The sequence below is a fragment of the Pseudomonas sp. LFS044 genome, assembly GCF_047978245.1.
In the GTDB taxonomy this organism is placed as follows: Bacteria; Pseudomonadota; Gammaproteobacteria; order Pseudomonadales; family Pseudomonadaceae; genus Aquipseudomonas.
Window position 1 is genome coordinate 46,390 of record NZ_JBFPFX010000021.1, and the last position, 22,733, is coordinate 69,122.

The 22,733-nt window shown below is 62.8% G+C and carries 19 protein-coding genes; 16 read left to right on the forward strand and 3 right to left on the reverse strand.

What is annotated here, in order from left to right; translation table 11 throughout:
- Positions 1 to 71 precede the first annotated feature (71 nt).
- The 7 genes from ACNQPL_RS18070 (at position 72) to ACNQPL_RS18100 (ending at position 8,033) form a co-directional block, all read left to right on the forward strand.
- A complete protein-coding gene (locus tag ACNQPL_RS18070) occupies positions 72 to 596 on the forward strand; it encodes a DUF2059 domain-containing protein (protein ID WP_387532416.1) in 525 nt (174 codons plus the stop codon).
- Between the two features lie 10 nt (positions 597 to 606).
- Positions 607 to 906, forward strand: a complete 300-nt coding sequence (locus tag ACNQPL_RS18075) for a BolA family protein (protein ID WP_416467457.1) — start codon at positions 607 to 609, stop codon at positions 904 to 906.
- Between the two features lie 219 nt (positions 907 to 1,125).
- Positions 1,126 to 2,058, forward strand: a complete 933-nt coding sequence (locus ACNQPL_RS18080; RefSeq protein ID WP_416467458.1) for a rhodanese-related sulfurtransferase — start codon at positions 1,126 to 1,128, stop codon at positions 2,056 to 2,058.
- Positions 2,059 to 2,061: 3 nt separating this feature from the next.
- Entirely contained in the window at positions 2,062 to 2,694 is a 633-nt protein-coding gene (locus ACNQPL_RS18085; protein WP_416467459.1) for a DsbA family protein, read from the forward strand.
- A complete protein-coding gene (locus tag ACNQPL_RS18090; protein WP_416467461.1) occupies positions 2,687 to 4,519 on the forward strand; it encodes an ABC transporter ATP-binding protein in 1,833 nt (610 codons plus the stop codon). The genes ACNQPL_RS18085 and ACNQPL_RS18090 overlap by 8 nt, the downstream gene beginning before the upstream one ends.
- Before the next feature lie 231 nt (positions 4,520 to 4,750).
- Positions 4,751 to 7,207: an EAL domain-containing protein gene (locus ACNQPL_RS18095; protein WP_416467462.1), complete on the forward strand. Its 2,457-nt coding sequence runs from the start codon at positions 4,751 to 4,753 to the stop codon at positions 7,205 to 7,207.
- 40 nt (positions 7,208 to 7,247) lie between these two features.
- Positions 7,248 to 8,033 carry a TenA family transcriptional regulator gene (locus tag ACNQPL_RS18100; protein ID WP_346615681.1) on the forward strand — a complete coding sequence of 262 codons (786 nt, stop codon included), beginning with the start codon at positions 7,248 to 7,250 and terminating at the stop codon, positions 8,031 to 8,033.
- A 40-nt stretch (positions 8,034 to 8,073) separates the two neighbouring features.
- Here ACNQPL_RS18100 and ACNQPL_RS18105 read toward each other — a convergent pair whose 3' ends face one another.
- From ACNQPL_RS18105 to ubiG, 3 genes are all read right to left on the reverse strand, one after another.
- A complete protein-coding gene (locus tag ACNQPL_RS18105; RefSeq protein ID WP_346615682.1) occupies positions 8,074 to 8,814 on the reverse strand; it encodes a YciK family oxidoreductase in 741 nt (246 codons plus the stop codon).
- Between the two features lie 65 nt (positions 8,815 to 8,879).
- A complete protein-coding gene (gene mupP, locus ACNQPL_RS18110) occupies positions 8,880 to 9,551 on the reverse strand; it encodes an N-acetylmuramic acid 6-phosphate phosphatase MupP (RefSeq protein WP_346615683.1) in 672 nt (223 codons plus the stop codon).
- Between the two features lie 2 nt (positions 9,552 to 9,553).
- Complete coding sequence (ubiG, locus tag ACNQPL_RS18115) at positions 9,554 to 10,252, reverse strand: bifunctional 2-polyprenyl-6-hydroxyphenol methylase/3-demethylubiquinol 3-O-methyltransferase UbiG (protein WP_346615684.1); 699 nt, start codon at positions 10,250 to 10,252, stop codon at positions 9,554 to 9,556.
- Between the two features lie 110 nt (positions 10,253 to 10,362).
- Between ubiG and mtnA the strand changes: the two genes are divergently transcribed.
- The 9 genes from mtnA to ACNQPL_RS18160 all read left to right on the forward strand — a co-directional run bounded on the left by mtnA (position 10,363) and on the right by ACNQPL_RS18160 (position 22,643).
- Positions 10,363 to 11,439 carry an S-methyl-5-thioribose-1-phosphate isomerase gene (gene mtnA / locus ACNQPL_RS18120; protein WP_346615685.1) on the forward strand — a complete coding sequence of 359 codons (1,077 nt, stop codon included), beginning with the start codon at positions 10,363 to 10,365 and terminating at the stop codon, positions 11,437 to 11,439.
- A gap of 362 nt (positions 11,440 to 11,801) precedes the next feature.
- The gene (gene gyrA, locus ACNQPL_RS18125) at positions 11,802 to 14,573 is read left to right on the forward strand and encodes a DNA gyrase subunit A (protein WP_346615924.1); all 2,772 of its coding nucleotides are present in this window, start codon (positions 11,802 to 11,804) and stop codon (positions 14,571 to 14,573) included.
- Positions 14,574 to 14,770: 197 nt separating this feature from the next.
- The gene (gene serC, locus ACNQPL_RS18130; protein WP_346615925.1) at positions 14,771 to 15,856 is read left to right on the forward strand and encodes a 3-phosphoserine/phosphohydroxythreonine transaminase; all 1,086 of its coding nucleotides are present in this window, start codon (positions 14,771 to 14,773) and stop codon (positions 15,854 to 15,856) included.
- Positions 15,856 to 16,950 (forward strand): prephenate dehydratase, encoded by a 1,095-nt coding sequence (pheA, locus tag ACNQPL_RS18135; RefSeq protein WP_346615926.1) that lies wholly within the window; start codon positions 15,856 to 15,858, stop codon positions 16,948 to 16,950. Before serC ends, pheA begins: the two co-directional genes overlap by 1 nt.
- A 164-nt stretch (positions 16,951 to 17,114) precedes the next feature.
- Positions 17,115 to 19,322, forward strand: coding sequence for a bifunctional prephenate dehydrogenase/3-phosphoshikimate 1-carboxyvinyltransferase (locus tag ACNQPL_RS18140; protein ID WP_416467490.1), 2,208 nt, complete (start codon positions 17,115 to 17,117; stop codon positions 19,320 to 19,322).
- Entirely contained in the window at positions 19,319 to 20,005 is a 687-nt protein-coding gene (gene cmk / locus ACNQPL_RS18145) for a (d)CMP kinase (protein ID WP_346615927.1), read from the forward strand. Before ACNQPL_RS18140 ends, cmk begins: the two co-directional genes overlap by 4 nt.
- 124 nt (positions 20,006 to 20,129) lie before the next feature.
- Positions 20,130 to 21,806: a 30S ribosomal protein S1 gene (gene rpsA, locus ACNQPL_RS18150; RefSeq protein WP_012313291.1), complete on the forward strand. Its 1,677-nt coding sequence runs from the start codon at positions 20,130 to 20,132 to the stop codon at positions 21,804 to 21,806.
- Positions 21,807 to 22,063: 257 nt separating this feature from the next.
- Complete coding sequence (gene ihfB / locus ACNQPL_RS18155) at positions 22,064 to 22,360, forward strand: integration host factor subunit beta (protein WP_008095149.1); 297 nt, start codon at positions 22,064 to 22,066, stop codon at positions 22,358 to 22,360.
- Between the two features lie 19 nt (positions 22,361 to 22,379).
- Entirely contained in the window at positions 22,380 to 22,643 is a 264-nt protein-coding gene (locus tag ACNQPL_RS18160; RefSeq protein ID WP_346615928.1) for a lipopolysaccharide assembly protein LapA domain-containing protein, read from the forward strand.
- The last annotated feature ends 90 nt before the right edge of the window (positions 22,644 to 22,733 follow it).

A 22,733-nucleotide genomic window follows, 5' to 3' on the forward strand; every position in this document is an offset into this window, starting at 1 on the left:
GAGCGCTGCACCTTCGCAGGAGCAGAATGCTCTACTCTGAGGTACCGCCTCCCCCTCTTGAAGGAAATGCAATGACCCGTCTCCGTGTCCTCTGTGCTGCCGTTGCCCTGGCCTGTGCCAGCGGCCAGGTACTCGCTGCCACCGCCAGCCACAACGCTGCCGCCGAGAAATTCCTGACCCTGGCCCACGCCGACAAACTGGGCACCCCGGTGTACATGCAGGTCCAACAGATGTTCGCCCAGCGCTTTGCCCAGACCAAGGCCCCGGCCGCCAAGCAGCCTGTTCTGCAGAGCTACCAGGCCAAGGCCAACGCCGCGCTGGACAGCGCCATTGGCTGGAACAAGCTGAAGCCGAAGATGGTCGACCTGTATACCCAGACCTTCACCGAGCAGGAGCTCAAGGACCTGGTCAAGTTCTACGAGTCGCCGCTGGGCAAGAAAGTCCTCACCGAGATGCCCAAGGTTACCCAGCAGTCGGCCCAGCTGACCCAGCAGAGCCTGGAGCCTGCGGTGCCGGTGGTCAACAAGCTGCTCGAGGACATGACCAAGGAACTTGACCCCAACGCCGGCAAGGCCGCTGCCCCGGCGAAGAAGTGAGTAATACCCGATGACCATGCAGCAACGCATCGAGCAGCAGCTGGCCGCGCTGGCGCCGCAACACCTTGAAGTGCTCAACGAAAGCCACATGCACAGCCGTGGCCAGGAAACCCACTACAAGGCAGTGATCGTCAGCGAGCAGTTTGCCGGGCTCAACAGCGTCAAGCGCCACCAGAAGGTCTACGCCACCATGGGTGAGCTGATGGGCGAAATCCACGCCCTGGCGATTCACACCTACACGGCCGAGGAATGGGCCACGGTAGGCGCTGCACCGGCTTCACCGGTGTGTGCAGGTGGCGGCAAGCACTGAATCCTTTCCGTCATTCTGGTACAATCCGCAACATCCCAAGGGGGCCGCCGCGCGGCCCATCGCCGGCAAGCCCGGCTCCCACAGGTACAGCGCATTCCTCAAAGGTTGTGCTGGCCCTGCAGGAGCTGGCTTGCCGGCGATGGGCTGCACAGCAGCCCCCTGTTTCATGTCCACCCCGGTCCGCCCCTTACGAGGGCACCCACCTGGAGATCCACCTGAATGTCCCAACCCATCGTCGTGGCGGCGCTGTACAAGTTCGTCACCCTGGAAGATTACGTCGCGCTGCGTGAGCCGCTGCTCAAGGCCATGGCCGACAACGGCGTCAAAGGCACCTTGCTGCTGGCCAACGAAGGTATAAACGGCACGGTCTCGGCCACCCGCGAAGGCATCGACGGCCTGCTCGCCTGGCTGCGCAACGACCCGCGCCTGGTCGATATCGACCACAAGGAATCCTACTGCGACGAGCAGCCGTTCTACCGCACCAAGGTCAAGCTGAAGAAAGAGATCGTCACCCTCGGCGTCGCAGGCGTGGACCCGAACCAGGCAGTCGGCACCTACGTCGAGCCCAAGGACTGGAACGCCCTGATCAGCGACCCGCAAGTGCTGCTGATCGACACCCGCAATGACTACGAAGTGGCCATCGGCACCTTCAAGGGCGCCATCGACCCCAAGACCGAGACCTTCCGCGAGTTCCCCGAGTACATCAAGGCCAACTTCGACCCGAGCAAGCACAAGAAGGTCGCCATGTTCTGCACCGGCGGCATCCGTTGTGAAAAAGCTTCCAGCTACATGCTCGGTGAAGGCTTCGAGGAGGTCTATCATCTTAAGGGTGGCATCCTGAAATACTTCGAGGAAGTGCCTCAGGAACAAAGCCTGTGGGACGGCGACTGCTTCGTCTTCGACAACCGCGTCACGGTGCGCCATGACCTGAGCGAGGGCGAGTACGACCAGTGCCACGCCTGCCGCCACCCGATCAATGCAGAGGAACGCGCGTCCGAACACTATTCGCCAGGCGTGAGCTGCCCGCACTGCTGGGACAGCCTGAGCGAGAAGACCCGGCGCAGCGCCATCGACCGGCAGAAGCAGATCGAGCTGGCCAAGGCCCGCAACCTGCCGCATCCGATCGGTTACAACTACAAAGCCGAGGCCTGATGCATGACTGCACGCCTGCTTTATGTGATGGACCCGATGTGCTCCTGGTGCTGGGGTTTCGCACCGGTGGCCGAGGCCCTGATCGCCCAGGCGCGTGAAGCGGGCGTGGCCACCCAGCTGGTGCCCGGTGGCCTGCGCAGCGGTGGCACCGCGCTGGATGCCTCAACCCGCAAGTACATCCTCGATCATTGGCAGGCCGTGGCCGAGGCCACCGGCCAGCCGTTCCGCTTCGAAGGGGCCATGCCCGATGGTTTCGTCTACGACACCGAGCCCGCCTGCCGTACCCTGGTAGCCGCTCGCGAGCTGGACGCCGAGCGCGTCTGGCCGCTGCTCAAGCTGATCCAGGGTGCGTTCTACGAGCAGGGCTTGGACGTTACCACCGCGCCCCGGCTGGTCGAGCTGGCCGAGCAGGCCGGCTTCGATCGCGCAGCCTTCGCCGAAGCCCTGACCCGCGCCGATACCCGCGCCGCCACCGCCGCCGATTTCAACTGGGTGCAGGGCCTGGGCATCGCCGGCTTCCCGACCCTGCTGGCCGAGCGCAACGGCCAACTGGCGCTGTTGACCAATGGCTACCAGCCGCTTGGCAGCCTGCAACCCTTGCTTGGCCGCTGGCTGCAGCAGGCCGCCTGTGCTTGATGTGCCAGGGTCGCCCGACCCTGTGCCAGGGAAGCCCGCTGCTGTGCCTGATCGCCTGAGCTGGGCAGAAATCCGCCGCCTGGCGCTGCACCACAAGAAAAACCTCTGGACTGCCAACCTGATCGCCGTGCTTGCCGCCTGCTGCAGCGTGCCGATCCCGTTGCTGCTGCCCTTGTTGGTCGACGAAGTGTTGCTCGGCAACGGTGATGCTGCCCTGAAATTCATGAACCACCTGCTCCCCGACGGCTGGCAGGTGGCGGCCGGTTACATCGGCCTGATGCTGGTGGTCACGCTGTGCCTGCGCCTGTTCGCGTTGGCGTTCAACGTGGTCCAGGCCAGGCTCTTCGCAGGCCTTGCCAAGGACATCGTCTACCGCCTGCGCATACGCCTGATCGAGCGCCTCAAGCGCATCTCGCTCAAGGAATACGAAAGCCTCGGCAGCGGCACGGTGACCACGCACCTGGTCACCGACCTGGACACCCTCGACAAGTTTGTCGGCGAAACCCTCAGCCGCTTCCTGGTGGCCATGCTGACCCTGACCGGCACGGCGGCCATCCTGATCTGGATGCACTGGCAGCTGGCCATGCTGATCTTGCTATTCAACCCGCTGGTGATCTACTTCACCGTGCAGTTGGGTAAGCGCGTCAAACACCTGAAAAAGCTCGAGAACGACAGCACCTCGCGGTTCACCCAGGCGCTGGCGGAAACCCTCGATGCCATCCAGGAGATCCGCGCTGGCAACCGCCAGGGGTATTTCCTCGGCCGCCTTGGCGTGCGTGCCCGGGAAGTACGCGATTACGCCGTGGATTCGCAGTGGAAAAGCGACGCCAGTGGCCGCGCCAGTGGCCTGTTGTTCCAGTTCGGTATCGATATCTTTCGCGCTGCCGCCATGCTCACGGTGCTGTTCTCCGATTTGTCGATCGGGCAGATGCTCGCCGTGTTCAGTTACCTGTGGTTCATGATCGGCCCGGTCGAACAGCTGCTGAATCTGCAGTACGCCTATTACGCTGCGGGTGGTGCGCTGAGCCGGCTGAACGAGCTGCTGGCGCGTGATGACGAACCGCAATACCCGGCAGCCAGCGACCCGTTCGCCGGCCGTGAAACGGTGGGCATCGAGGTGCGCGACCTGCGCTTCGCCTACGCCGACGAGCCGGTGCTGGACCAGCTTGACTTGTCCATCGCCCCTGGCGAGAAGGTCGCCATCGTCGGCGCCAGCGGCGGCGGTAAAAGCACCTTGGTGCAGTTGTTGTTGGGCCTCTACAGTGCCCAGGCCGGGACCATCCGTTTCGGCGGTGCCAGCCTTCAGGAAATCGGCCTGGAAACTCTGCGCGAGAACGTCGCGGTTGTGCTGCAGCACCCTTCGCTGTTCAACGACACGGTGCGCGCCAACCTCACCATGGGCCGCGACTGCACCGACGAAGCCTGCTGGCAGGCGCTGCGCATCGCCCAGCTGGATGCCACCATTGCCGCCTTGCCGCAGGGGCTGGACAGCGTAGTGGGGCGTTCGGGTGTGCGCTTGTCGGGCGGCCAGCGCCAACGCCTGGCGATTGCCCGTATGGTCCTGGCCGAGCCGAAGGTGGTGATCCTCGACGAGGCCACCTCGGCACTGGATGCCGCGACCGAGTACAACCTGCACAAGGCCTTGGCGCGCTTCCTCAATGGCCGCACCACGCTGATCATCGCCCACCGCCTGTCGGCGGTGAAGCAGGCTGACCGGGTGCTGGTATTCGATGGCGGGCATGTGGCCGAGGACGGCGACCACCAGCAGCTGATTGCCGACGGTGGGCTGTATGCCAAGCTGTATGGGCATTTGCAGCAGACCTGACCCAGTTGTTCCGGCTGGCCCCATCGCCGGCAAGCCGGCTCCCACAGGTACAGCGCTGCCTTTGAGCACTGCGCCATACCCGTGGGAGCCGGCTTGCCGGCGATAGGCCAGTGCAGGCAACCCAGCATCCAGATCGGTGTTATAAAAAACCCCTCCACATAGATGGCAGATGGCCTACGCTGTGCTTGTCTGGGTTGATTCGAGCCTTATCTGCTCTGTGACAGGGACTTCATGAAGGGAAATCGCACGCTAGAGGCGCCAAGGTTGCTGGGTATCATCTGGCCCTTCATCGCCGTTGTAGTCTTCCAGGTCCTGTTGGGCAGTCTCAGCCTTTATGCGCTGTCGGCCGTGCGGGCTTATGTCGCGGGCGAAAGTCTGTGGTCCAAGGCCCAGAAAGACGCCATCTATTACCTCAACCTGTATGCCGACAGCGGCGACGAAAGTGCCTACCAGCGCTATCGCCAGGTCATCAGCGTGCCCCAGGGCGACCACCAGTTGCGCGAGGTGCTCGACCAGCCCGATCCGGACCTCGAGGCCGCGCGCCAGGCCGTGCTGCAAGGTGGCAACCACCCAGACGACGTCGACCGCATCATCTGGTTCTATCGCAACTTCAGCCAGATCAGCTACATGCAGACGGCGATTGCCTACTGGAACATCGGTGATGACTACCTCGGCCAGCTGGATGTGCTGGCCAATGACATGCGCGAGGGCTTTGCCAAGGGCCAGGCCAGCCCCCGCCAGGTCAGCGATTGGCGGGCGCGCATCGTTGCCATCAACGAGGGCGTGACGCCGGCGGCCAAGGCCTTCAGCGATGCCTTGGGCGAGGGCTCGAGGATGCTCTTGCGGGTGTTGTTGATCACCAACCTGCTGACAGCGCTGTTCCTCATCACCATCGCCTGGCGCCGTTCGAGCAAGCTGCTGGCGCAGCGCCAGGCGTTCGCCAGTGCCCTGCAGGAAGAGAAAGAGCGCGCGCAGATTACCCTGCAGGCGATCGGCGACGCGGTAATCACCACCGATGTCGATGGCTGTATCGGCTACATGAACCCGGCGGCCGAACAACTCACCCACTGGCAGGCCGGGCAGGCCCAGGGCCTGCCGCTCACGGCGCTGTTCAGCCTGGTGGACGAGCAGGCCGAGAACGAAAGCGGCAGCCTGCTCGAGCAGGTGCTCAGCGGTAGCCTCAAGGGCGGGGCCGAACACGCGCGGCTGATCCAGCGCCTGGATGGCAGCACGATGTCGATCAACCTGGTGGGCTCTCCCATCATCAACGACGGGCAAATGGCGGGCATTGTCCTGGTGCTTCACGACATGACCCAGGAGCGTCAGTACATCGCCAACCTGTCCTGGCAGGCCACCCACGACGCCCTCACCGGCCTGGCCAACCGCCGCGAATTCGAGTACCGCCTGGAGCAGGCGCTCAACGCCCTGGCCCGTCAGGCCGGGCGTCATGCGTTGATGTTCCTCGACCTCGACCAGTTCAAGCTGGTCAACGACACCTGCGGCCATGCCGCTGGCGACGAGCTGCTGCGGCATATCTGCGCCGTGCTGCAATCCGGGCTGCGCGAGGGGGATACCTTGGCGCGCCTGGGTGGCGACGAGTTCGGCGTGCTGCTGGAGAACTGCCCGCCCGAGCAGGCCGAACGCATTGCCGAAAGCTTGCGCCAGGCCGTGCAGAGCCTGCATTTCGTATGGAAGGGCCGGCCGTTCGTGACCACCGTCAGCATCGGGCTGGTGAACATGGCGCAGGCGCCCTCGACGTTGGAAGCGTCCCTGCGCGCGGCCGATATGGCGTGCTACATGGCCAAGGAAAAGGGCCGCAACCGTGTCCAGGTGTACCACGCCGACGACAGCGAGCTGTCGATGCGTTTCGGCGAAATGGCCTGGATCCAGCGCTTGCATGTGGCCCTGGAAGAAAACCGCTTTTGCCTGTATGCCCAGGAAATCGCCCCGCTTACCGCCATCGAAGGGCAGGGCCACATCGAGATTCTGTTGCGCCTGCACGATGAAAGCGGCCGCACCATCTTGCCCGACAGCTTCATCCCGGCAGCCGAGCGCTACGGTCTGATGACCGCGATTGACCGCTGGGTGGTGCGCAATGTGTTCCAGGTCATTCGCCAGTGCCTGGACGAGCAGCGCGAGGGGCCGTTGTCGATGTGCGCGATCAACTTGTCGGGGTCGAGCATCGGTGACGACAAGTTTCTCGACTACCTGCAGCGACTGTTCGTCGAATATTCCATCCCGCCGCGGCTGATCTGCTTCGAGATCACCGAAACCAGTGCCATTGCCAACCTCGGCAGCGCCATCAGATTCATCAACGAATTGAAAGGGCTGGGCTGCAGGTTCTCGCTGGATGACTTTTGTGCCGGAATGTCGTCATTCGCTTATTTGAAACATTTACCCGTCGACTTCTTGAAGATCGACGGAAGTTTTGTCAAAGATATGCTGGATGATCCGGTCAACCGGGCCATGGTCGAGGTGATCAACCACATCGGCCACGTAATGGGTAAGCGGACCATTGCCGAGTTTGTCGAAACACCGTTGATCGAGCAGGCCTTGCAGGAGATCGGCGTGGACTACGCCCAGGGCTATCTGATCGAAAGACCGCAGGTCTTCACCTGCGACAGTCTGCAGCGCCAACGGATTGCTGCACGGCCCCTGCTGCATCGGGCGCCTGGAACCTTTCGCTGAACAAGCGTCGGCAAAATCACAAGGATCAAGGAGCTGAAACGTGATTGATGCATTCGTTCGTATCGGGCCACTGATGGACCCCGCCAGTTACCCCCAATGGGCCCAGCAGCTGATCGAGGATTGTCGCGAGAGCAAGCGACGCGTCGTCGAGCATGAGTTCTACCAGCGCTTGCGCGACGGCCAGCTGCGCCAGGCGACCATTCGCCAGTACCTGATCGGCGGCTGGCCGGTGGTCGAGCAGTTCTCGCTGTACATGGCGCACAACCTGACCAAAACCCGCTTTGCCCGCCACCCCGGCGAAGACATGGCGCGGCGCTGGCTGATGCGCAATATCCGCGTCGAACTCAACCATGCCGACTATTGGGTGCACTGGTGCCATGCGCATGGCATCCACTTGCACGAGCTGCAGTCCCAGGAAGTACCGGCAGAGCTCAATGGCCTCAACGACTGGTGCTGGCGGGTATGTACCACCGAGTCGCTGGCGATCGCCATGGCGGCCACCAACTACGCCATCGAAGGGGCGACGGGTGAGTGGTCGGCGGTGGTCTGCGCTGAAGACACCTATGCCATGGGCTTCCCGGAAGACCAGCGCAAGCGCGCCATGAAGTGGCTGAAGATGCATGCGCAGTATGACGATTCACACCCGTGGGAGGCGCTGGAAATCATTTGCACCCTGGCCGGCGAGAACCCGACCCAAGGGTTGCGCAATGAATTGCGCAGGGCGGTCTGCAAGAGCTATGACTGCATGTACCTGTTCCTGGAGCGGTGCATGCAGATGGAAGGGCGCCAGCAAGGGCGGATGCGCCCGGCGTTGGCTGCGGGTTGAAAAGCTTGGGGTCGCGAAGCGACCCCGACGCTCTCAACCTTTACTGGGCGTTGAACGCCTGCCCATTCACCCCGGTACTGTCCGGCCCCATCAGGTACAGGTACACCGGCATGATCTCTTCCGGCAGCGGGTTGTTCTGCGGGTTCTCGCTTGGGTAGGCCTGTGCCCGCATCGCCGTGCGCGTAGCGCCGGGGTTGATGCTGTTGGAGCGCACGGGTGCCACGCCTTCCAGCTCGTCTGCCAGGGTCTGCATCAGGCCCTCGGTAGCAAACTTCGAAACCCCGTAGGCGCCCCAGTAGGCACGGCCCTTGCGCCCGACGCTGCTGGAAGTGAACACCACCGAGGCGTCTTCCGACAGCTTCAGCAACGGCAGCAAGGTGCTGGTCAGCATGAACGTGGCATCGACGTTGATGTGCATCACGCGCATGAAGTTGTCGCCCGAGAGCTGCTCCAGCGGCGTGCGCGGTCCGATGATCGAGGCATTGTTGAGCAGCCCGTCGAGGCGGCCGAACTGGTCCTCGACCATCACCGCCAGTTCGTCGTACTGGTGGGGCAGGGCGGTTTCCAGGTTGAACGGGATGACCACAGGCTGTGGGTGGCCGGCGGCTTCGATCTCGTCGTAGACCTCGTTCAGGTTGGCTTCGGTCTTGCCCAGCAGCAGCACGGTGGCGCCCAGGGCGGCATAGGCCTTGGCGGCGGCGGCACCGATGCCGCGGCCGGCACCGGTGACCAGGATGACGCGGCCCTTGAGCAGGTCAGGGCGGGCGGTGTAGTCGAACATTGAAGTTTCCCTGTGTCCTTTAAAGCAAATACGACCCCATCGCGGGCAAGCCCGCGCCTACAGGATCAGCAGCCGCACAAGGCGCTGTCGAGCACCTTGCGCAACTCCAGCGGGTGGTCCACCACCACGTCGGCGCCCCAGTTGTTCGGGTTGTCCTCTGGATGAATATAACCGTAGCGCACCGCCGCCGTGCGGGTGCCGGCATCGCGGCCAGACTCGATATCGCGCAGGTCGTCGCCGACGAACAGCACGCTGGCCGGGTCCAGGTTCAGGGTCTTGCAGGCCAGGATCAGCGGTTCGGGGTCGGGCTTGCTGTTTTTCACGTGGTCCGGGCAGATCAACAAGGCCGAACGCTCGGCCAGGCCCAGGCGCTGCATGATGGGTTCGGCGAAACGTACCGGCTTGTTGGTCACCACGCCCCACAGCAGGTTGCCTTTCTCGATGTCGGCCAGCAGTTCGGCCATGCCGTCGAACAGCTTGCTGTGCACGGCGCAATCACGCTGGTAGCGCTCGAGGAACTCCAGGCGCAGGGCTTCGAAGCCCTCGCTGTCCGGGTCCATGGCAAAGGTGGCCGCAACCATGGCCCGGGCGCCGCCGGAGATCACGTCGCGGATCAATTTGTCGTCAACGGCGGGCAGGCCGCGCTCGGCGAGCATGGCCTGGCAGATGGCGATGAAGTCCGGCGCCGTGTCGAGCAGGGTGCCGTCCATGTCGAAGAGTACTGCTCGCAAACGCATGCTCATTCCTCGCGCAGGGTCTGGATCATGTAGTTGACGTCCACATCGCTGCTCAGCTTGTAGTGCTTGGTCAGCGGGTTGTAGGTCAGGCCGATGATGTCCTTGACTTCAAGGCCGGCAACGCGGCTCCAGGCGCCCAGCTCGGACGGACGGATGAATTTCTTGAAGTCGTGGGTGCCGCGCGGCAGCATCTTGAGGATGTACTCGGCGCCGACGATGGCCAGCAAGTAGGCCTTCGGGTTGCGGTTGATGGTCGAGAAGAACACCTGGCCGCCCGGCTTGACCATGCGGTAGCAGGCGCGGATGACCGAGGACGGGTCAGGCACGTGCTCGAGCATTTCCAGGCAGGTGACCACGTCGAACTGCTCTGGCATTTCTTCGGCCAGGGCTTCGGCGGTGATCTGCCGGTATTCAACCTGCACGCCCGATTCCAGCTGGTGCAGCTGGGCCACGGCCAGCGGTGCTTCGCCCATGTCGATGCCGGTGACGGTGGCGCCGCGCAGGGCCATCGCCTCGCTGAGGATGCCGCCGCCGCAGCCCACGTCCAGCACCTTCTTGCCGGCCAGGCTGACGCGCTCGTCGATCCAGTTGACGCGCAGCGGGTTGATATCGTGCAGCGGCTTGAACTCGCTCTCGCGATCCCACCAGCGGTGCGCCAAGGCTTCAAACTTGGCGATTTCGGCGTGGTCGACGTTGCTCATTGAACAGTCCTCTGAAACTTGTACGAATTGCGCCGGAGTATACCCGAGCGCCCGAGGCTGATGGTCGCTATAATCGCGGGCTTTTGATATCCGAACCACGGGGAGAGGCGATGCGCGAGCAACTTTTGGCGGCGGAGAAGGTGACCGGCATTCGCTGGCACGACGGCGCGCTGCACCTGCTCGACCAACGTCTGCTGCCGTCGGAAGAGCGCTGGCTGACCTGCGACAATGTTGCGCAGGTGGTGGCGGCTATCCGCGACATGGCTGTGCGCGGCGCGGCGGCCATCGGTATTGCCGCCGGCTATGGCCTGGTGCTGGCGCTCGAAGAGCGCCTGGCCGAGGGTGGCGATTGGGAAATGGACCTGGAGGAGGACTTCCTCAGCCTGGCCGAGGCGCGCCCCACGGCGGCCAACCTGTTCTGGGCGCTCAACCGCATGCGTGAGCGCCTGCAGCGTGTGCGCCCCGATGAGGACGTGCTGGCAGCCTTGCAGGCTGAAGCGGTCTCCATTCATGAAAGCGACCGTGAAGCCAACCTGACCATGGCCCAGTACGGCATCGAGCTGATCCGCCGCCACCAGGGCAATGCGCAAACCTTGCTGACCTACGGTAACGCCGGCGCATTGGCCAGCGGCGGCTTCGGTACTGCGCTGGGGGTGATCCGCGCGGGGTACCTGGAGGGTATGGTCGAGCGGGTCTATGCCGGCGAAACCCGCCCCTGGCTGCAGGGCTCGCGCCTGACAACCTGGGAGCTTGCCAATGAAGGCATCCCGGTGACCCTGTGCGCCGACTCGGCGCTGGCCCACCTGATGAAGAGCAAGGGCATCACCTGGGTGGTGGTAGGGGCCGACTGCATTGCTGCCAACGGCGACGTGGCCAGCAAGATCGGCACCTATCAGCTGGCGGTGAGCGCCATGCACCACGGGGTGCGCTTCATGGTGGTGGCGCCGAGCACCAGCATCGACCTGAACCTTGCGACGGGCGACGACATTCCGCTTGAAGAGCGCGATGCGGATGAATTGCTCGATTACGCCGGCACCCGTGTGGCGGCAGATGTCGAGGTGTTCAATCCGGTGTTCGATGTGACCCCGGCCGACCTGATTGACGTGATCGTGACCGAGAAGGGGGTCGTTGAACGGCCCGATACCGCCAAATTGGCGCAGTTGATGTGTCGCAAGCGGTTGCATTGATGTTTGCCTGCGCCGGCCCTTTCGCGGGGCAAGCCCGCTCCCACAGGTTATCGGATGGCCTGGAGGGCTGCGGGGTACTTGTGGGAGCGGGCTTGCCCCGCGAAAGGGCCGGCACAGGCGTCGAAAATCTTTAGCGTGATGCTGCTAAGGCAACCTGCCATATCTCCCCACCGCTACTGCCTTTGTGATAACATCCGGCAGTTTCCAAGACCGCCCATCACGGCGGCTAATTTTGCGCAGATCCATGGCACAACTCATTGATTTGTCGTAAGTCGTCGCACCCCTATGCGCTGCGGCGGCGAGCTTCGTTCGGCCCTTGATGGAGCTGCGAAGTTTCACCAGAAAAAGGAATCAGGCTTCTCATGGGCGAACTGGCCAAAGAAATCCTCCCGGTCAATATCGAAGACGAACTGAGACAGTCTTACCTCGACTACGCGATGAGCGTGATTGTCGGGCGAGCGCTGCCCGATGCGCGTGACGGCTTGAAGCCCGTGCATCGTCGCGTTCTCTATGCGATGAGCGAACTGGGCAACGACTGGAACAAACCGTACAAGAAGTCCGCCCGTGTGGTCGGTGACGTGATCGGTAAGTACCACCCGCACGGCGACACTGCGGTCTACGACACCATCGTGCGTATGGCCCAGCCGTTCTCGCTGCGCTACCTGCTGGTCGACGGCCAGGGCAACTTCGGTTCGGTGGACGGCGACAACGCCGCGGCCATGCGATACACCGAAGTGCGCATGTCCAAGCTGGCCCACGAGCTGCTGGCCGACCTGCACAAGGAGACCGTCGACTGGGTACCCAACTACGACGGTACCGAGCAGATCCCGGCGGTCATGCCAACCCGCATCCCCAACCTGCTGGTCAACGGTTCCAGCGGTATCGCCGTGGGCATGGCGACCAACATTCCGCCGCACAACCTCGGTGAAGTCATCGACGGCTGCCTGGCGCTGATCGACAACCCGGACGTCACCATCGATGAGCTGATGCAGTTCATCCCTGGCCCGGACTTCCCGACTGCCGGCATCATCAACGGCCGCCAGGGCATCATCGAGGCGTACCGCACCGGCCGTGGCCGCATCTACATGCGTGCGCGCTCCGAGATCGAAGACATCGACAAAGTCGGTGGTCGCCAGCAGATCGTGGTCACCGAGCTGCCGTACCAGCTGAACAAGGCCCGCCTGATCGAGAAGATCGCCGAGCTGGTCAAAGAGAAGAAGATCGAAGGCATCACCGAGCTGCGCGACGAGTCCGACAAGGACGGCATGCGCATCGTCATCGAGCTGCGCCGCGGCGAGGTGCCGGAGGTGGTGCTCAACAACCTCTACCAGCAAACCCAGCTGCAGAGCGTCTTCGGTATCAACGTCGTGGCGCTGATCGACGGTCGCCCGCGCCTGCTCAACCTCAAGGACCTGCTCGAAGCGTTCGTCCGTCACCGCCGTGAAGTGGTGACCCGCCGTACCGTATTCGAGCTGCGCAAGGCCCGCGAACGCGGCCACATCCTTGAAGGCCAGGCCGTTGCGCTGTCCAACATCGACCCGGTCATCGCCCTGATCAAGGCCTCGCCGACGCCGTCGGAAGCCAAGGAAGCGTTGATTTCCACTGCCTGGGAATCCAGCGCCGTGCAGGTCATGGTCGAGCGCGCCGGCGCCGACTCCTGCCGCCCGGAGGACCTCCCTGAGCAGTTCGGCCTGCGCGACGGCAAGTATTACCTGTCGCCGGAACAGGCCCAGGCGATCCTCGACCTGCGTCTGCACCGCCTGACCGGTTTGGAGCACGAGAAGCTGCTGGCCGAGTATCAGGAGATTCTCGAGCAGATCGGTGAGCTGATCCGCATCCTCAGCAGCGCCCAGCGCCTGATGGAAGTGATCCGCGAAGAACTCGAAGCGATCCGCGCCGAATACGGCGATGCCCGCCGCACCGAAATCCTCAACGCCAGCCACGACCTCAACTACGGAGACATGATCCCCGAAGAAGAGCGCGTGGTGACCATCTCCCACGGTGGCTATGCCAAGACCCAGCCGTTGTCCGCTTACCAGGCCCAGCGCCGTGGCGGCAAAGGCAAGTCGGCAACCGGCGTGAAGGACGAGGACTACATCGAACACCTGCTGGTCGCCAACAGCCACGCCACCCTGTTGCTGTTCTCCAGCAAGGGCAAGGTGTACTGGAAGAAGACCTACGAAATTCCTGAAGCCTCCCGCGCTGCGCGTGGTCGTCCGCTGGTCAACCTGCTGCCGCTGGAAGAAGGTGAACGCATCACCGCCATGCTGCAGATCGACCTCGAGGCCCTGCAGCAGAGCGCCGACCCGGATGAAGAGCTGGAGGACGGCGACGAGGGCGTGATCGAAGGCGAAGTGGTCGAAGTCGAAGAAGTTGACGAAGAAGACGGTGACACCCTTGAGTGGGTGGCTGAACCGACTGGCGCGTACATCTTCATGGCCACGGCATCCGGTACCGTCAAGAAAACCCCGCTGGTGCAGTTCGCGCGTCCGCGCTCCAACGGTCTGATCGCCCTGAAGCTGAAAGAAGGCGACACCCTGATTGCCGCGGCCATCACCGATGGTGCCAAGGAAGTCATGATGTTCTCCGACGCCGGCAAGGTGATCCGCTTCGCCGAGAGCGTGGTGCGCGAAATGGGCCGTACCGCCCGTGGCGTACGCGGCATGAAGCTGGGCAAAGGGCAGCAGATCATCTCGATGCTGATTCCGGAGTCCGGCGCGCAGATCCTCACCGCCTCCGAGCGTGGTTTCGGCAAGCGTACCCCGCTGTCCAAGTTCCCACGTCGCGGTCGCGGCGGCCAGGGCGTGATCGCCATGGGTACCAAGGGGCGCAACGGTCTGCTGATCGGCGCCATCCAGGTGCAGGAAGGCGAAGAGATCATGCTGATCTCCGACCAGGGCACCCTGGTGCGCACGCGGGTAGGTGAAGTGTCCAGCCTGAGCCGTAACACGCAGGGCGTGACGCTCATCAAGTTGGCCGCAGACGAAACCCTGGTAGGCCTGGAGCGCATACAGGAGCCGTCCGAGGAAGAGCTCGACGAATTGATCGAGACGGGCGAGGAGGGCGTCGAGGCCGATGCCCCGGAAGCGGCGGACGATGACAGTGCCGGCGCCGAAGAGGCACCTCACGAGTAAGCAATTGCAACAACCCGAACGGGGCGACGAAGGTCGCCCCGTTTGACTGATTACAGCAGGCAACGCCTGGCCCGCCTCTGTAGGTGGGGTTTAGGTGGGTGGCATTTGTGGGAGCCGCCCTGCACGGCCGCTCCCACAAAGGTGGTGCGCGGCCTGCAACAAATGATTTTGTTCTATTTGGCAGAGCGAGAGTGGATGTGAGCAAACGAGCCTTTAACTTCTGCGCAGGCCCTGCCGCGCTTCCGGAAGCTGTCCTGCAGCGTGCCCAGGCCGAAATGCTGGACTGGCGTGGCAAGGGCTTGTCGGTGATGGAAATGAGCCATCGCAGCGACGATTACGTGGCCATCGCCGAAAAGGCCGAGCAGGACCTGCGTGACCTGCTGTCCGTCCCCTCCAACTACAAAGTCCTGTTCCTGCAGGGCGGCGCCAGCCAGCAGTTCGCCGAGATCCCGCTGAACCTGCTGCCGGAAAACGGCACCGCCGACTACATCGAAACCGGCATCTGGTCGAAAAAGGCCATCGAAGAAGCGCGCCGGTTCGGCAATGTCAACGTTGCCGCCAGTGCCAAGCCCTACGATTACCTGGCCATCCCGGGCCAGAACGAGTGGAGCCTGACCAAAAACGCCGCATACGTTCACTACGCGTCCAACGAGACGATTGGTGGCCTGCAGTTCGACTGGGTGCCAGAAACCGGTGACGTTCCGTTGGTGGTCGACATGTCGTCCGACATTCTCTCCCGCCCGATCGATGTGTCGCAGTACGGCCTGATCTACGCCGGCGCGCAGAAGAACATCGGCCCGAGCGGCCTGGTGGTGGTGATCGTGCGTGAAGACCTGCTCGGCCGCGCGCGCAGCAGCTGCCCGACCATGCTCGACTACAAGGTCTCGGCCGACAACGGCTCCATGTACAACACCCCGGCGACCTATTCCTGGTACCTCTCGGGCCTGGTCTTCGAGTGGCTCAAGGAGCAAGGTGGCGTCGAGGCCATGGAGCAGCGCAACCGCGCCAAGAAAGAGCGCCTGTACGGCTTCATCGATGCCAGCGACTTCTACACCAACCCGATCAGCGTCAACGCACGTTCCTGGATGAACGTGCCGTTCCGCCTGGCGGACGAGCGCCTGGACAAGGCCTTCCTCGCCGGTGCCGATGCCCGCGGCCTGCTCAACCTCAAGGGCCACCGCTCGGTAGGCGGCATGCGCGCCTCGATCTACAACGCCCTGGGCCTGGATTCGGTTGAAGCCCTGGTTGCCTACATGGCCGAATTCGAGAAGGAGCACGGCTGATGTCCGAACACGAGCTCAAGGCGCTGCGCGTACGCATCGACAGCCTCGACGAGAAAATCCTCGAGCTGATCAGCGATCGCGCCCGTTGCGCCCAGGAAGTGGCCAGGGTCAAAACCGCCTCGCTGGCTGAAGGCGAAAAGCCGGTGTTCTACCGCCCCGAGCGGGAAGCCGCCGTGCTCAAGCGCGTCATGGAGCGCAACAAGGGGCCGCTGGGCAACGAAGAGATGGCGCGGTTGTTCCGCGAGATCATGTCGTCCTGCCTGGCCCTGGAAGAGCCGCTGAAGGTCGCCTATCTCGGGCCGGAAGGTACCTTTACCCAGGCCGCGGCGATGAAGCACTTCGGCCACGCGGTGATCAGCCGTCCGATGGCCGCCATCGACGAAGTGTTCCGCGAAGTGGCGGCCGGTGCCGTCAACTTCGGCGTGGTGCCGGTGGAAAACTCCACCGAGGGCGCCGTCAGCCACACCCTGGACAGCTTCCTCGAGCACGACATGGTGATCTGCGGCGAAGTCGAGCTGCGCATCCACCATCACCTGCTGGTGGGCGAAAGCACCAAGACCGACAGCATCACCCGCATCTACTCCCACGCACAGTCCCTGGCCCAGTGCCGCAAGTGGCTGGACGCGCACTACCCGAACGTCGAGCGCGTAGCGGTGTCGAGCAATGCCGAAGCCGCCAAACGGGTCAAGGGTGAGTGGAATTCGGCAGCGATCGCCGGCGATATGGCAGCCAACCTGTATGGCCTGACTCGCCTGGCCGAAAAGATCGAGGACCGCCCGGACAACTCCACGCGCTTCCTGATGATCGGTAGCCAGGAAGTGCCGCCAACCGGCGACGACAAGACTTCGATCATCGTTTCGATGAGCAACAAGCCGGGTGCCTTGCACGAGCTGCTGGTGCCCTTCCACGAGAACGGCATCGACCTGACCCGCATCGAGACCCGCCCGTCGCGCAGCGGCAAGTGGACCTACGTATTCTTCATCGACTTCGTTGGCCACCACCGCGACCCGCTGATCAAGGCGGTGTTGGAACAGATCAGCCAGGAGGCTGTGGGGCTCAAGGTGTTGGGCTCGTATCCCAAGGCGGTGCTTTGATCGAGTTTGCCGGGTCCCCCGCGGGCCGCGCAACGCCGATCGGTGTGGGAGCCGGCTTGCCGGCGATGGGCTGCAAAGCAGCCCCCTGCGGTCTCACAGACTGTCTTGATTTCTGAACAGGGTTCGCACCAGTGGTAAATGCCGTAACAACCAAACCCGCGCCAATCATCGGTCGCCTTGTGGTCGTAGGCCTCGGCCTGATCGGCGGTTCCTTCGCCAAAGGCCTGCGTGAAAGCGGCCTCTGTCGCGAAGTGGTGGGTGTCGATCTGGACGCGCCCTCACGCAAGCTCGCCGTAGACCTGGGCGTAGTCGACCGTTGCGAAGAAGACCTCGCTGCCGCCTGCATTGGCGCCGATGTCATCCAGCTCGCCGTGCCCATCCTGGCCATGGAAAAGGTGCTGGCCCGCCTGGCTCGGCTTGATCTCGGCGACGCGGTGATCACCGACGTCGGCAGTGCCAAGGGCAACGTCGTGCGCGAGGCGCGCGCCGTCTTCGGTCAGCGTCTGCCGCGCTTCGTGCCCGGCCACCCGATCGCCGGCTCCGAGCAGAGCGGGGTAGAGGCCTCCAATGCCACCCTGTTCCGCCGCCACAAAGTCATCCTCACGCCGCTGCCTGAAACCGATCCCGCCGCGCTGGCGCTGGTTGATCGCCTGTGGCGCGCGCTGGATGCCGATGTCGAGCACATGTCGGTGGAGCGCCACGACGAGGTCCTGGCCGCCACCAGCCATCTGCCGCACCTGCTGGCCTTCGGCCTGGTCGATTCGCTGGCCAAGCGCAATGAAAACCTCGAGATCTTCCGGTACGCTGCAGGTGGTTTCCGCGATTTCACGAGAATCGCCGGCAGTGATCCGACCATGTGGCACGACATCTTCCTCGCCAACCGCGAGGCCGTCCTGCGCACCCTGGACACATTTCGCAGCGATCTCGACGCCTTGCGCGACGCGGTCGATGCTGGGGACGGGCACCAGTTGCTGGGTGTATTCACCCGCGCACGCGTTGCCCGCGAGCATTTCAGTAAAATCCTGGCCCGCCGGGCCTATGTGGACGCTATGAACGCCAACGATCTGATTTTCCTGGCCCAACCGGGTGGCCGCCTGACCGGGCGAATCCGTGTACCGGGCGACAAGTCGATTTCCCACCGTTCGATCATGCTCGGCTCGCTGGCCGAAGGCACGACCGAAGTCGAAGGCTTCCTGGAAGGCGAGGACGCCCTGGCGACCCTGCAGGCTTTCCGCGACATGGGTGTGGTTATCGAAGGGCCGAACCATGGCCGCGTGACCATTCACGGTGTCGGCCTGCACGGCCTCAAGCCGCCGCCCGGGCCGATTTACGTGGGCAATTCGGGTACCTCGATGCGCCTGCTGTCGGGCCTGCTGGCCGGCCAGTCGTTCGATGTCACCATGACCGGCGACGCGTCGCTGTCCAAACGCCCGATGAACCGTGTGGCCAACCCGCTGCGCGAAATGGGCGCGGTGGTCGAGACCGGCCCGGAAGGCCGTCCGCCCCTGACCATTCGTGGTGGCCACAAGCTCAAGGCGCTGACCTATACGCTGCCGATGGCCAGTGCCCAGGTCAAATCCTGCCTGCTGTTGGCCGGCCTGTACGCTGAAGGCAAGACCACCGTTACCGAGCCTGCGCCAACCCGTGACCACACCGAGCGCATGCTGCGCGGCTTCGGCTATTCGGTCGAGTCGAATGGCCCAGTAGCCTCGCTGCAGTCCGGTGGCAAGCTCACCGCTACCCGCATCGAAGTGCCGGCAGACATCTCCTCGGCCGCGTTTTTCCTGGTTGCCGCGTCGATTGCCGAAGGCTCCGAGCTGGTGCTCGAGCATGTCGGCATCAACCCGACCCGCACCGGTGTCATCGATATCCTGCGCCTGATGGGCGGCGACATCACCTTGGAGAACCAGCGTGAAGTCGGCGGTGAGCCCGTGGCCGACCTGCGCGTGCGTGGCGCCAAGCTCAAGGGGATCGAGATCCCTGAGCACCTGGTGCCGCTGGCCATCGACGAGTTCCCGGTGCTGTTCGTTGCCGCCGCCTGCGCCGAAGGGCGTACGGTGCTGCGTGGCGCCGAAGAGCTGCGGGTCAAGGAGTCCGACCGCATCCAGGTCATGGCCGACGGGCTGATTGCCCTGGGCGTGAAGTGCGAGCCGACCCCTGACGGCATCATCATCGATGGCGGCCAGATCGGCGGCGGCGAAGTGCATGGCCACGGCGACCACCGTATCGCCATGGCCTTCAGTGTCGCCTCGTTGCGTGCCAGTGCGCCGATCCGCATCCATGACTGCGCCAACGTCGCTACCTCCTTCCCGAACTTCCTCAAGCTCTGCGCTGAAGTCGGTATTCGCGTTGCAGAAGAGGGCAAGCCGTGACTTCGCAACCACCCGTCATCACCATCGACGGCCCAAGCGGTTCCGGCAAGGGCACTGTTGCCGGCCTGATGGCGCGCGAGCTGGGCTGGCGGCTGCTGGATTCTGGCGCGCTGTACCGGTTGCTGGCGTTCAACGCCAGCAACCACGGCGTCGACCTCACCAACGAAGAGCTGCTCACCAAGCTTGCCGCCCATCTGGATGTGCAGTTCATTGCAGCTGAGCCCGGTAAGCTTCAACAGATCATTCTCGAGGGTGAGGATGTCAGCAATGTCATCCGTACCGAAACCGTCGGCGCCGGTGCCTCCATGGTCGCCTCGCTGCCCGCGGTACGTGACGCATTGCTGGTGCGTCAGCGCGAGTTCCGTGAGGCGCCAGGGCTGATTGCTGACGGCCGCGACATGGGTACCGTGGTGTTCCCGGATGCACCGCTGAAGGTGTTCCTCACCGCCAGTGCCGAGGAACGTGCCCGTCGCCGTTACCTGCAGTTGAAGGGCAAGGGCGAAGATGTTAGTCTGTCGAGTCTGCTGGATGAGATTCGTGCGCGCGATGAGCGTGACACCCAACGTGCAGTGGCCCCGCTGAAACCAGCGGCAGACGCCATTCAGTTGGACTCCACCGAGTTGTCCATCGAGCAGGTGTTGCAACGTATCAGGAGCGAGATCGCCCAGCGCGACCTTCTCTGATCACCAGGAGAGCAGGCAGGTTCACCAGTCAACGTCCTGCCGGCCCTCCTTTACTTAAAACAGACCCACATTGTCTGGAATGTGGCGAGGGGCGTTTGTTTCGCCCGAATCTACAGGAATTAAAATGAGCGAAAGCTTTGCAGAACTCTTTGAAGAAAGCCTGAAAACCCTCAATCTTCAGCCGGGCGCGATCATCTCCGGTATCGTTGTCGACATCGACGGCGACTGGGTTACCGTACACGCTGGCCTGAAGTCCGAGGGCGTCATCCCGCTCGAGCAGTTCTACAACGAAGCTGGCGAGCTGACCATCAAGGTCGGTGACGAAGTTCACGTTGCGCTGGACGCGGTCGAAGACGGCTTTGGCGAAACCAAACTGTCCCGTGAAAAAGCCAAGCGCGCCGAGTGCTGGATTGTTCTGGAAGCAGCTTTCGCCGCCGAAGAAGTGGTCAAGGGCGTTATCAACGGTAAGGTTAAAGGCGGCTTCACTGTCGACGTTAACGGCATCCGTGCGTTCCTGCCGGGCTCCCTGGTTGATGTCCGCCCTGTGCGCGACACCACCCACCTGGAAGGCAAAGAGCTGGAATTCAAGGTCATCAAGCTGGACCAGAAGCGCAACAACGTTGTCGTTTCCCGTCGCAGCGTGCTGGAAGCCGAGAACTCCGCCGAGCGCGAAGCCCTGCTGGAAACCCTGCAGGAAGGCCAACAAGTCAAAGGTATCGTCAAGAACCTCACCGACTACGGCGCATTCGTGGACCTGGGCGGCATCGACGGCCTGCTGCACATCACCGACATGGCCTGGAAGCGCATCAAGCATCCTTCCGAAATCGTTAACGTTGGCGACGAAGTCGACGTACGCGTTCTGAAGTTCGACCGTGAGCGCAACCGCGTTTCGCTGGGTCTGAAGCAGATGGGCGAAGATCCGTGGGTTGCTATCACTGCCCGCTACCCAGAAGGTACTCGCGTACAAGCTCGCGTTACCAACCTGACCGACTACGGCTGCTTCGCTGAGCTGGAAGAAGGCGTTGAAGGTCTGGTACACGTTTCTGAAATGGACTGGACCAACAAGAACATCCACCCGTCGAAAGTCGTTCAGGTTGGCGACGAAGTGGAAGTCATGGTTCTGGACATCGACGAAGAGCGTCGTCGTATCTCCCTGGGCATCAAGCAGTGCAAGTCCAACCCATGGGAAGACTTCTCCGGCCAGTTCAACAAGGGTGACAAGATCACCGGTACCATCAAGTCGATCACCGACTTCGGTATCTTCATCGGTCTGGACGGCGGCATCGACGGCCTGGTTCACCTGTCCGACATCTCCTGGAACGAAACCGGCGAAGAAGCCGTACGTCGTTTCAAGAAGGGCGACGAGCTGGAAACCGTCATCCTGTCGGTTGACCCAGAGCGCGAGCGCATCTCCCTGGGCATCAAACAGCTGGAAGACGATCCGTTCTCCAACTTCGTTGCTGTCAACGACAAGGGCGCTATCGTCAAGGGCATCGTGAAAGAAGTTGACGCCAAAGGCGCCATCGTCACTCTGGCCGACGACATCGAAGCGACTCTGAAAGCTTCCGAAATCAGCCGTGACCGCGTTGAAGACGCGCGTAACGTCCTGAAGGAAGGCGAAGAGATCGAAGCCAAGATCATCAGCGTTGACCGCAAATCGCGCGTCATCAGCCTGTCGATCAAGTCGAAAGACGACGCTGAAGAGCGTGAAGCCATCCAGAGCCTGAAAAACGCTCCGGAAGCGGCTGCCGACACCACCATGGCTGCGCTGCTGCGCGAAGCAATGGCCAAGCAGAACTAAGTTCTGTTTGATCGGTACAAAAAAGGGGTGGCCTTCGGGCCACCCCTTTTTTTGTGCCAAGAATTTACCCATGCCCCCGCAATCCCTGTCGGAGCCGGCTTGCCGGCGATGGGCTGCAGCACAGCTCCCGCTTGTTTCCTCTACCCACCAATCTTGAATTTTTTTATCAAGTCAAGAACCGGCCTGTTCAAAACCTTCCGAGCGTGCTACAAACTGATTAAGCAATGATCTAGCTGCTTGATAACGAAGGGAAAAATATGACGAAGTCGGAGCTGATCGAACGTATTGTCACCCATCAAGGGCTGCTCTCGTCCAAGGACGTCGAGTTGGCCATCAAGACCATGCTTGAACAGATGTCCCAATGCCTGGCCACTGGCGATCGCATCGAGATCCGTGGTTTTGGCAGCTTTTCCTTGCACTATCGGGCCCCGCGCGTAGGGCGCAACCCCAAGACAGGTCAGTCTGTGGAGCTCGAAGGCAAGTTCGTGCCGCACTTCAAACCAGGTAAAGAGCTGCGTGACCGGGTCAACGAAGACGAGCACGAGCACCCCTGAGCCATGAAGGAGCAGTCTGATGCGTAACCTCAAGCGCGCCCTGGCGGCGCTGTTCGTGCTGCTGCTGGCGGCTGTGGTGCTGTTCTTCGTGCTGGAGAATCAGCAAGCCGTGGCGCTCGTCCTGTTCGGCTGGTCTGCCCCTGAAGTCCCCGTCGCTGTGCCGGTGTTGGCGGCCCTGGTGGTTGGGCTCGCAGTGGGGCCACTGTTGGGGGCTTATGGCGTGCAGCGCAGCAAGCGGAAGATCCGCGCTTCGGTCCGCCAGTCACTCATTAACGGCAATTGAGGAAAATTCCTACGCCCTCGTAGGAAAGTCTCACCTGTGCACGCGGCTCCGAAAATGAAGTAATAGGCACTTCATTTTTTTGGCCCAGGC

Excerpts from the sequence above, each read along its gene's own strand:
- ACNQPL_RS18070 (WP_387532416.1), top strand. The coding sequence starts at position 72 with ATGACCCGTCTCCGTGTCCTCTGTGCTGCCGTTGCCCTGGCCTGTGCC.
- ACNQPL_RS18075 (WP_416467457.1), top strand. The coding sequence starts at position 607 with ATGACCATGCAGCAACGCATCGAGCAGCAGCTGGCCGCGCTGGCGCCG.
- ACNQPL_RS18080 (WP_416467458.1), top strand. The coding sequence starts at position 1,126 with ATGTCCCAACCCATCGTCGTGGCGGCGCTGTACAAGTTCGTCACCCTG.
- ACNQPL_RS18085 (WP_416467459.1), top strand. The coding sequence starts at position 2,062 with ATGACTGCACGCCTGCTTTATGTGATGGACCCGATGTGCTCCTGGTGC.
- ACNQPL_RS18095 (WP_416467462.1), top strand. The coding sequence starts at position 4,751 with ATGAAGGGAAATCGCACGCTAGAGGCGCCAAGGTTGCTGGGTATCATC.
- ACNQPL_RS18105 (WP_346615682.1), bottom strand. The coding sequence starts at position 8,814 with ATGTTCGACTACACCGCCCGCCCTGACCTGCTCAAGGGCCGCGTCATC.
- mupP (WP_346615683.1), bottom strand. The coding sequence starts at position 9,551 with ATGCGTTTGCGAGCAGTACTCTTCGACATGGACGGCACCCTGCTCGAC.
- ubiG (WP_346615684.1), bottom strand. The coding sequence starts at position 10,252 with ATGAGCAACGTCGACCACGCCGAAATCGCCAAGTTTGAAGCCTTGGCG.
- mtnA (WP_346615685.1), top strand. The coding sequence starts at position 10,363 with ATGCGCGAGCAACTTTTGGCGGCGGAGAAGGTGACCGGCATTCGCTGG.
- gyrA (WP_346615924.1), top strand. The coding sequence starts at position 11,802 with ATGGGCGAACTGGCCAAAGAAATCCTCCCGGTCAATATCGAAGACGAA.
- pheA (WP_346615926.1), top strand. The coding sequence starts at position 15,856 with ATGTCCGAACACGAGCTCAAGGCGCTGCGCGTACGCATCGACAGCCTC.
- rpsA (WP_012313291.1), top strand. The coding sequence starts at position 20,130 with ATGAGCGAAAGCTTTGCAGAACTCTTTGAAGAAAGCCTGAAAACCCTC.
- ihfB (WP_008095149.1), top strand. The coding sequence starts at position 22,064 with ATGACGAAGTCGGAGCTGATCGAACGTATTGTCACCCATCAAGGGCTG.
- ACNQPL_RS18160 (WP_346615928.1), top strand. The coding sequence starts at position 22,380 with ATGCGTAACCTCAAGCGCGCCCTGGCGGCGCTGTTCGTGCTGCTGCTG.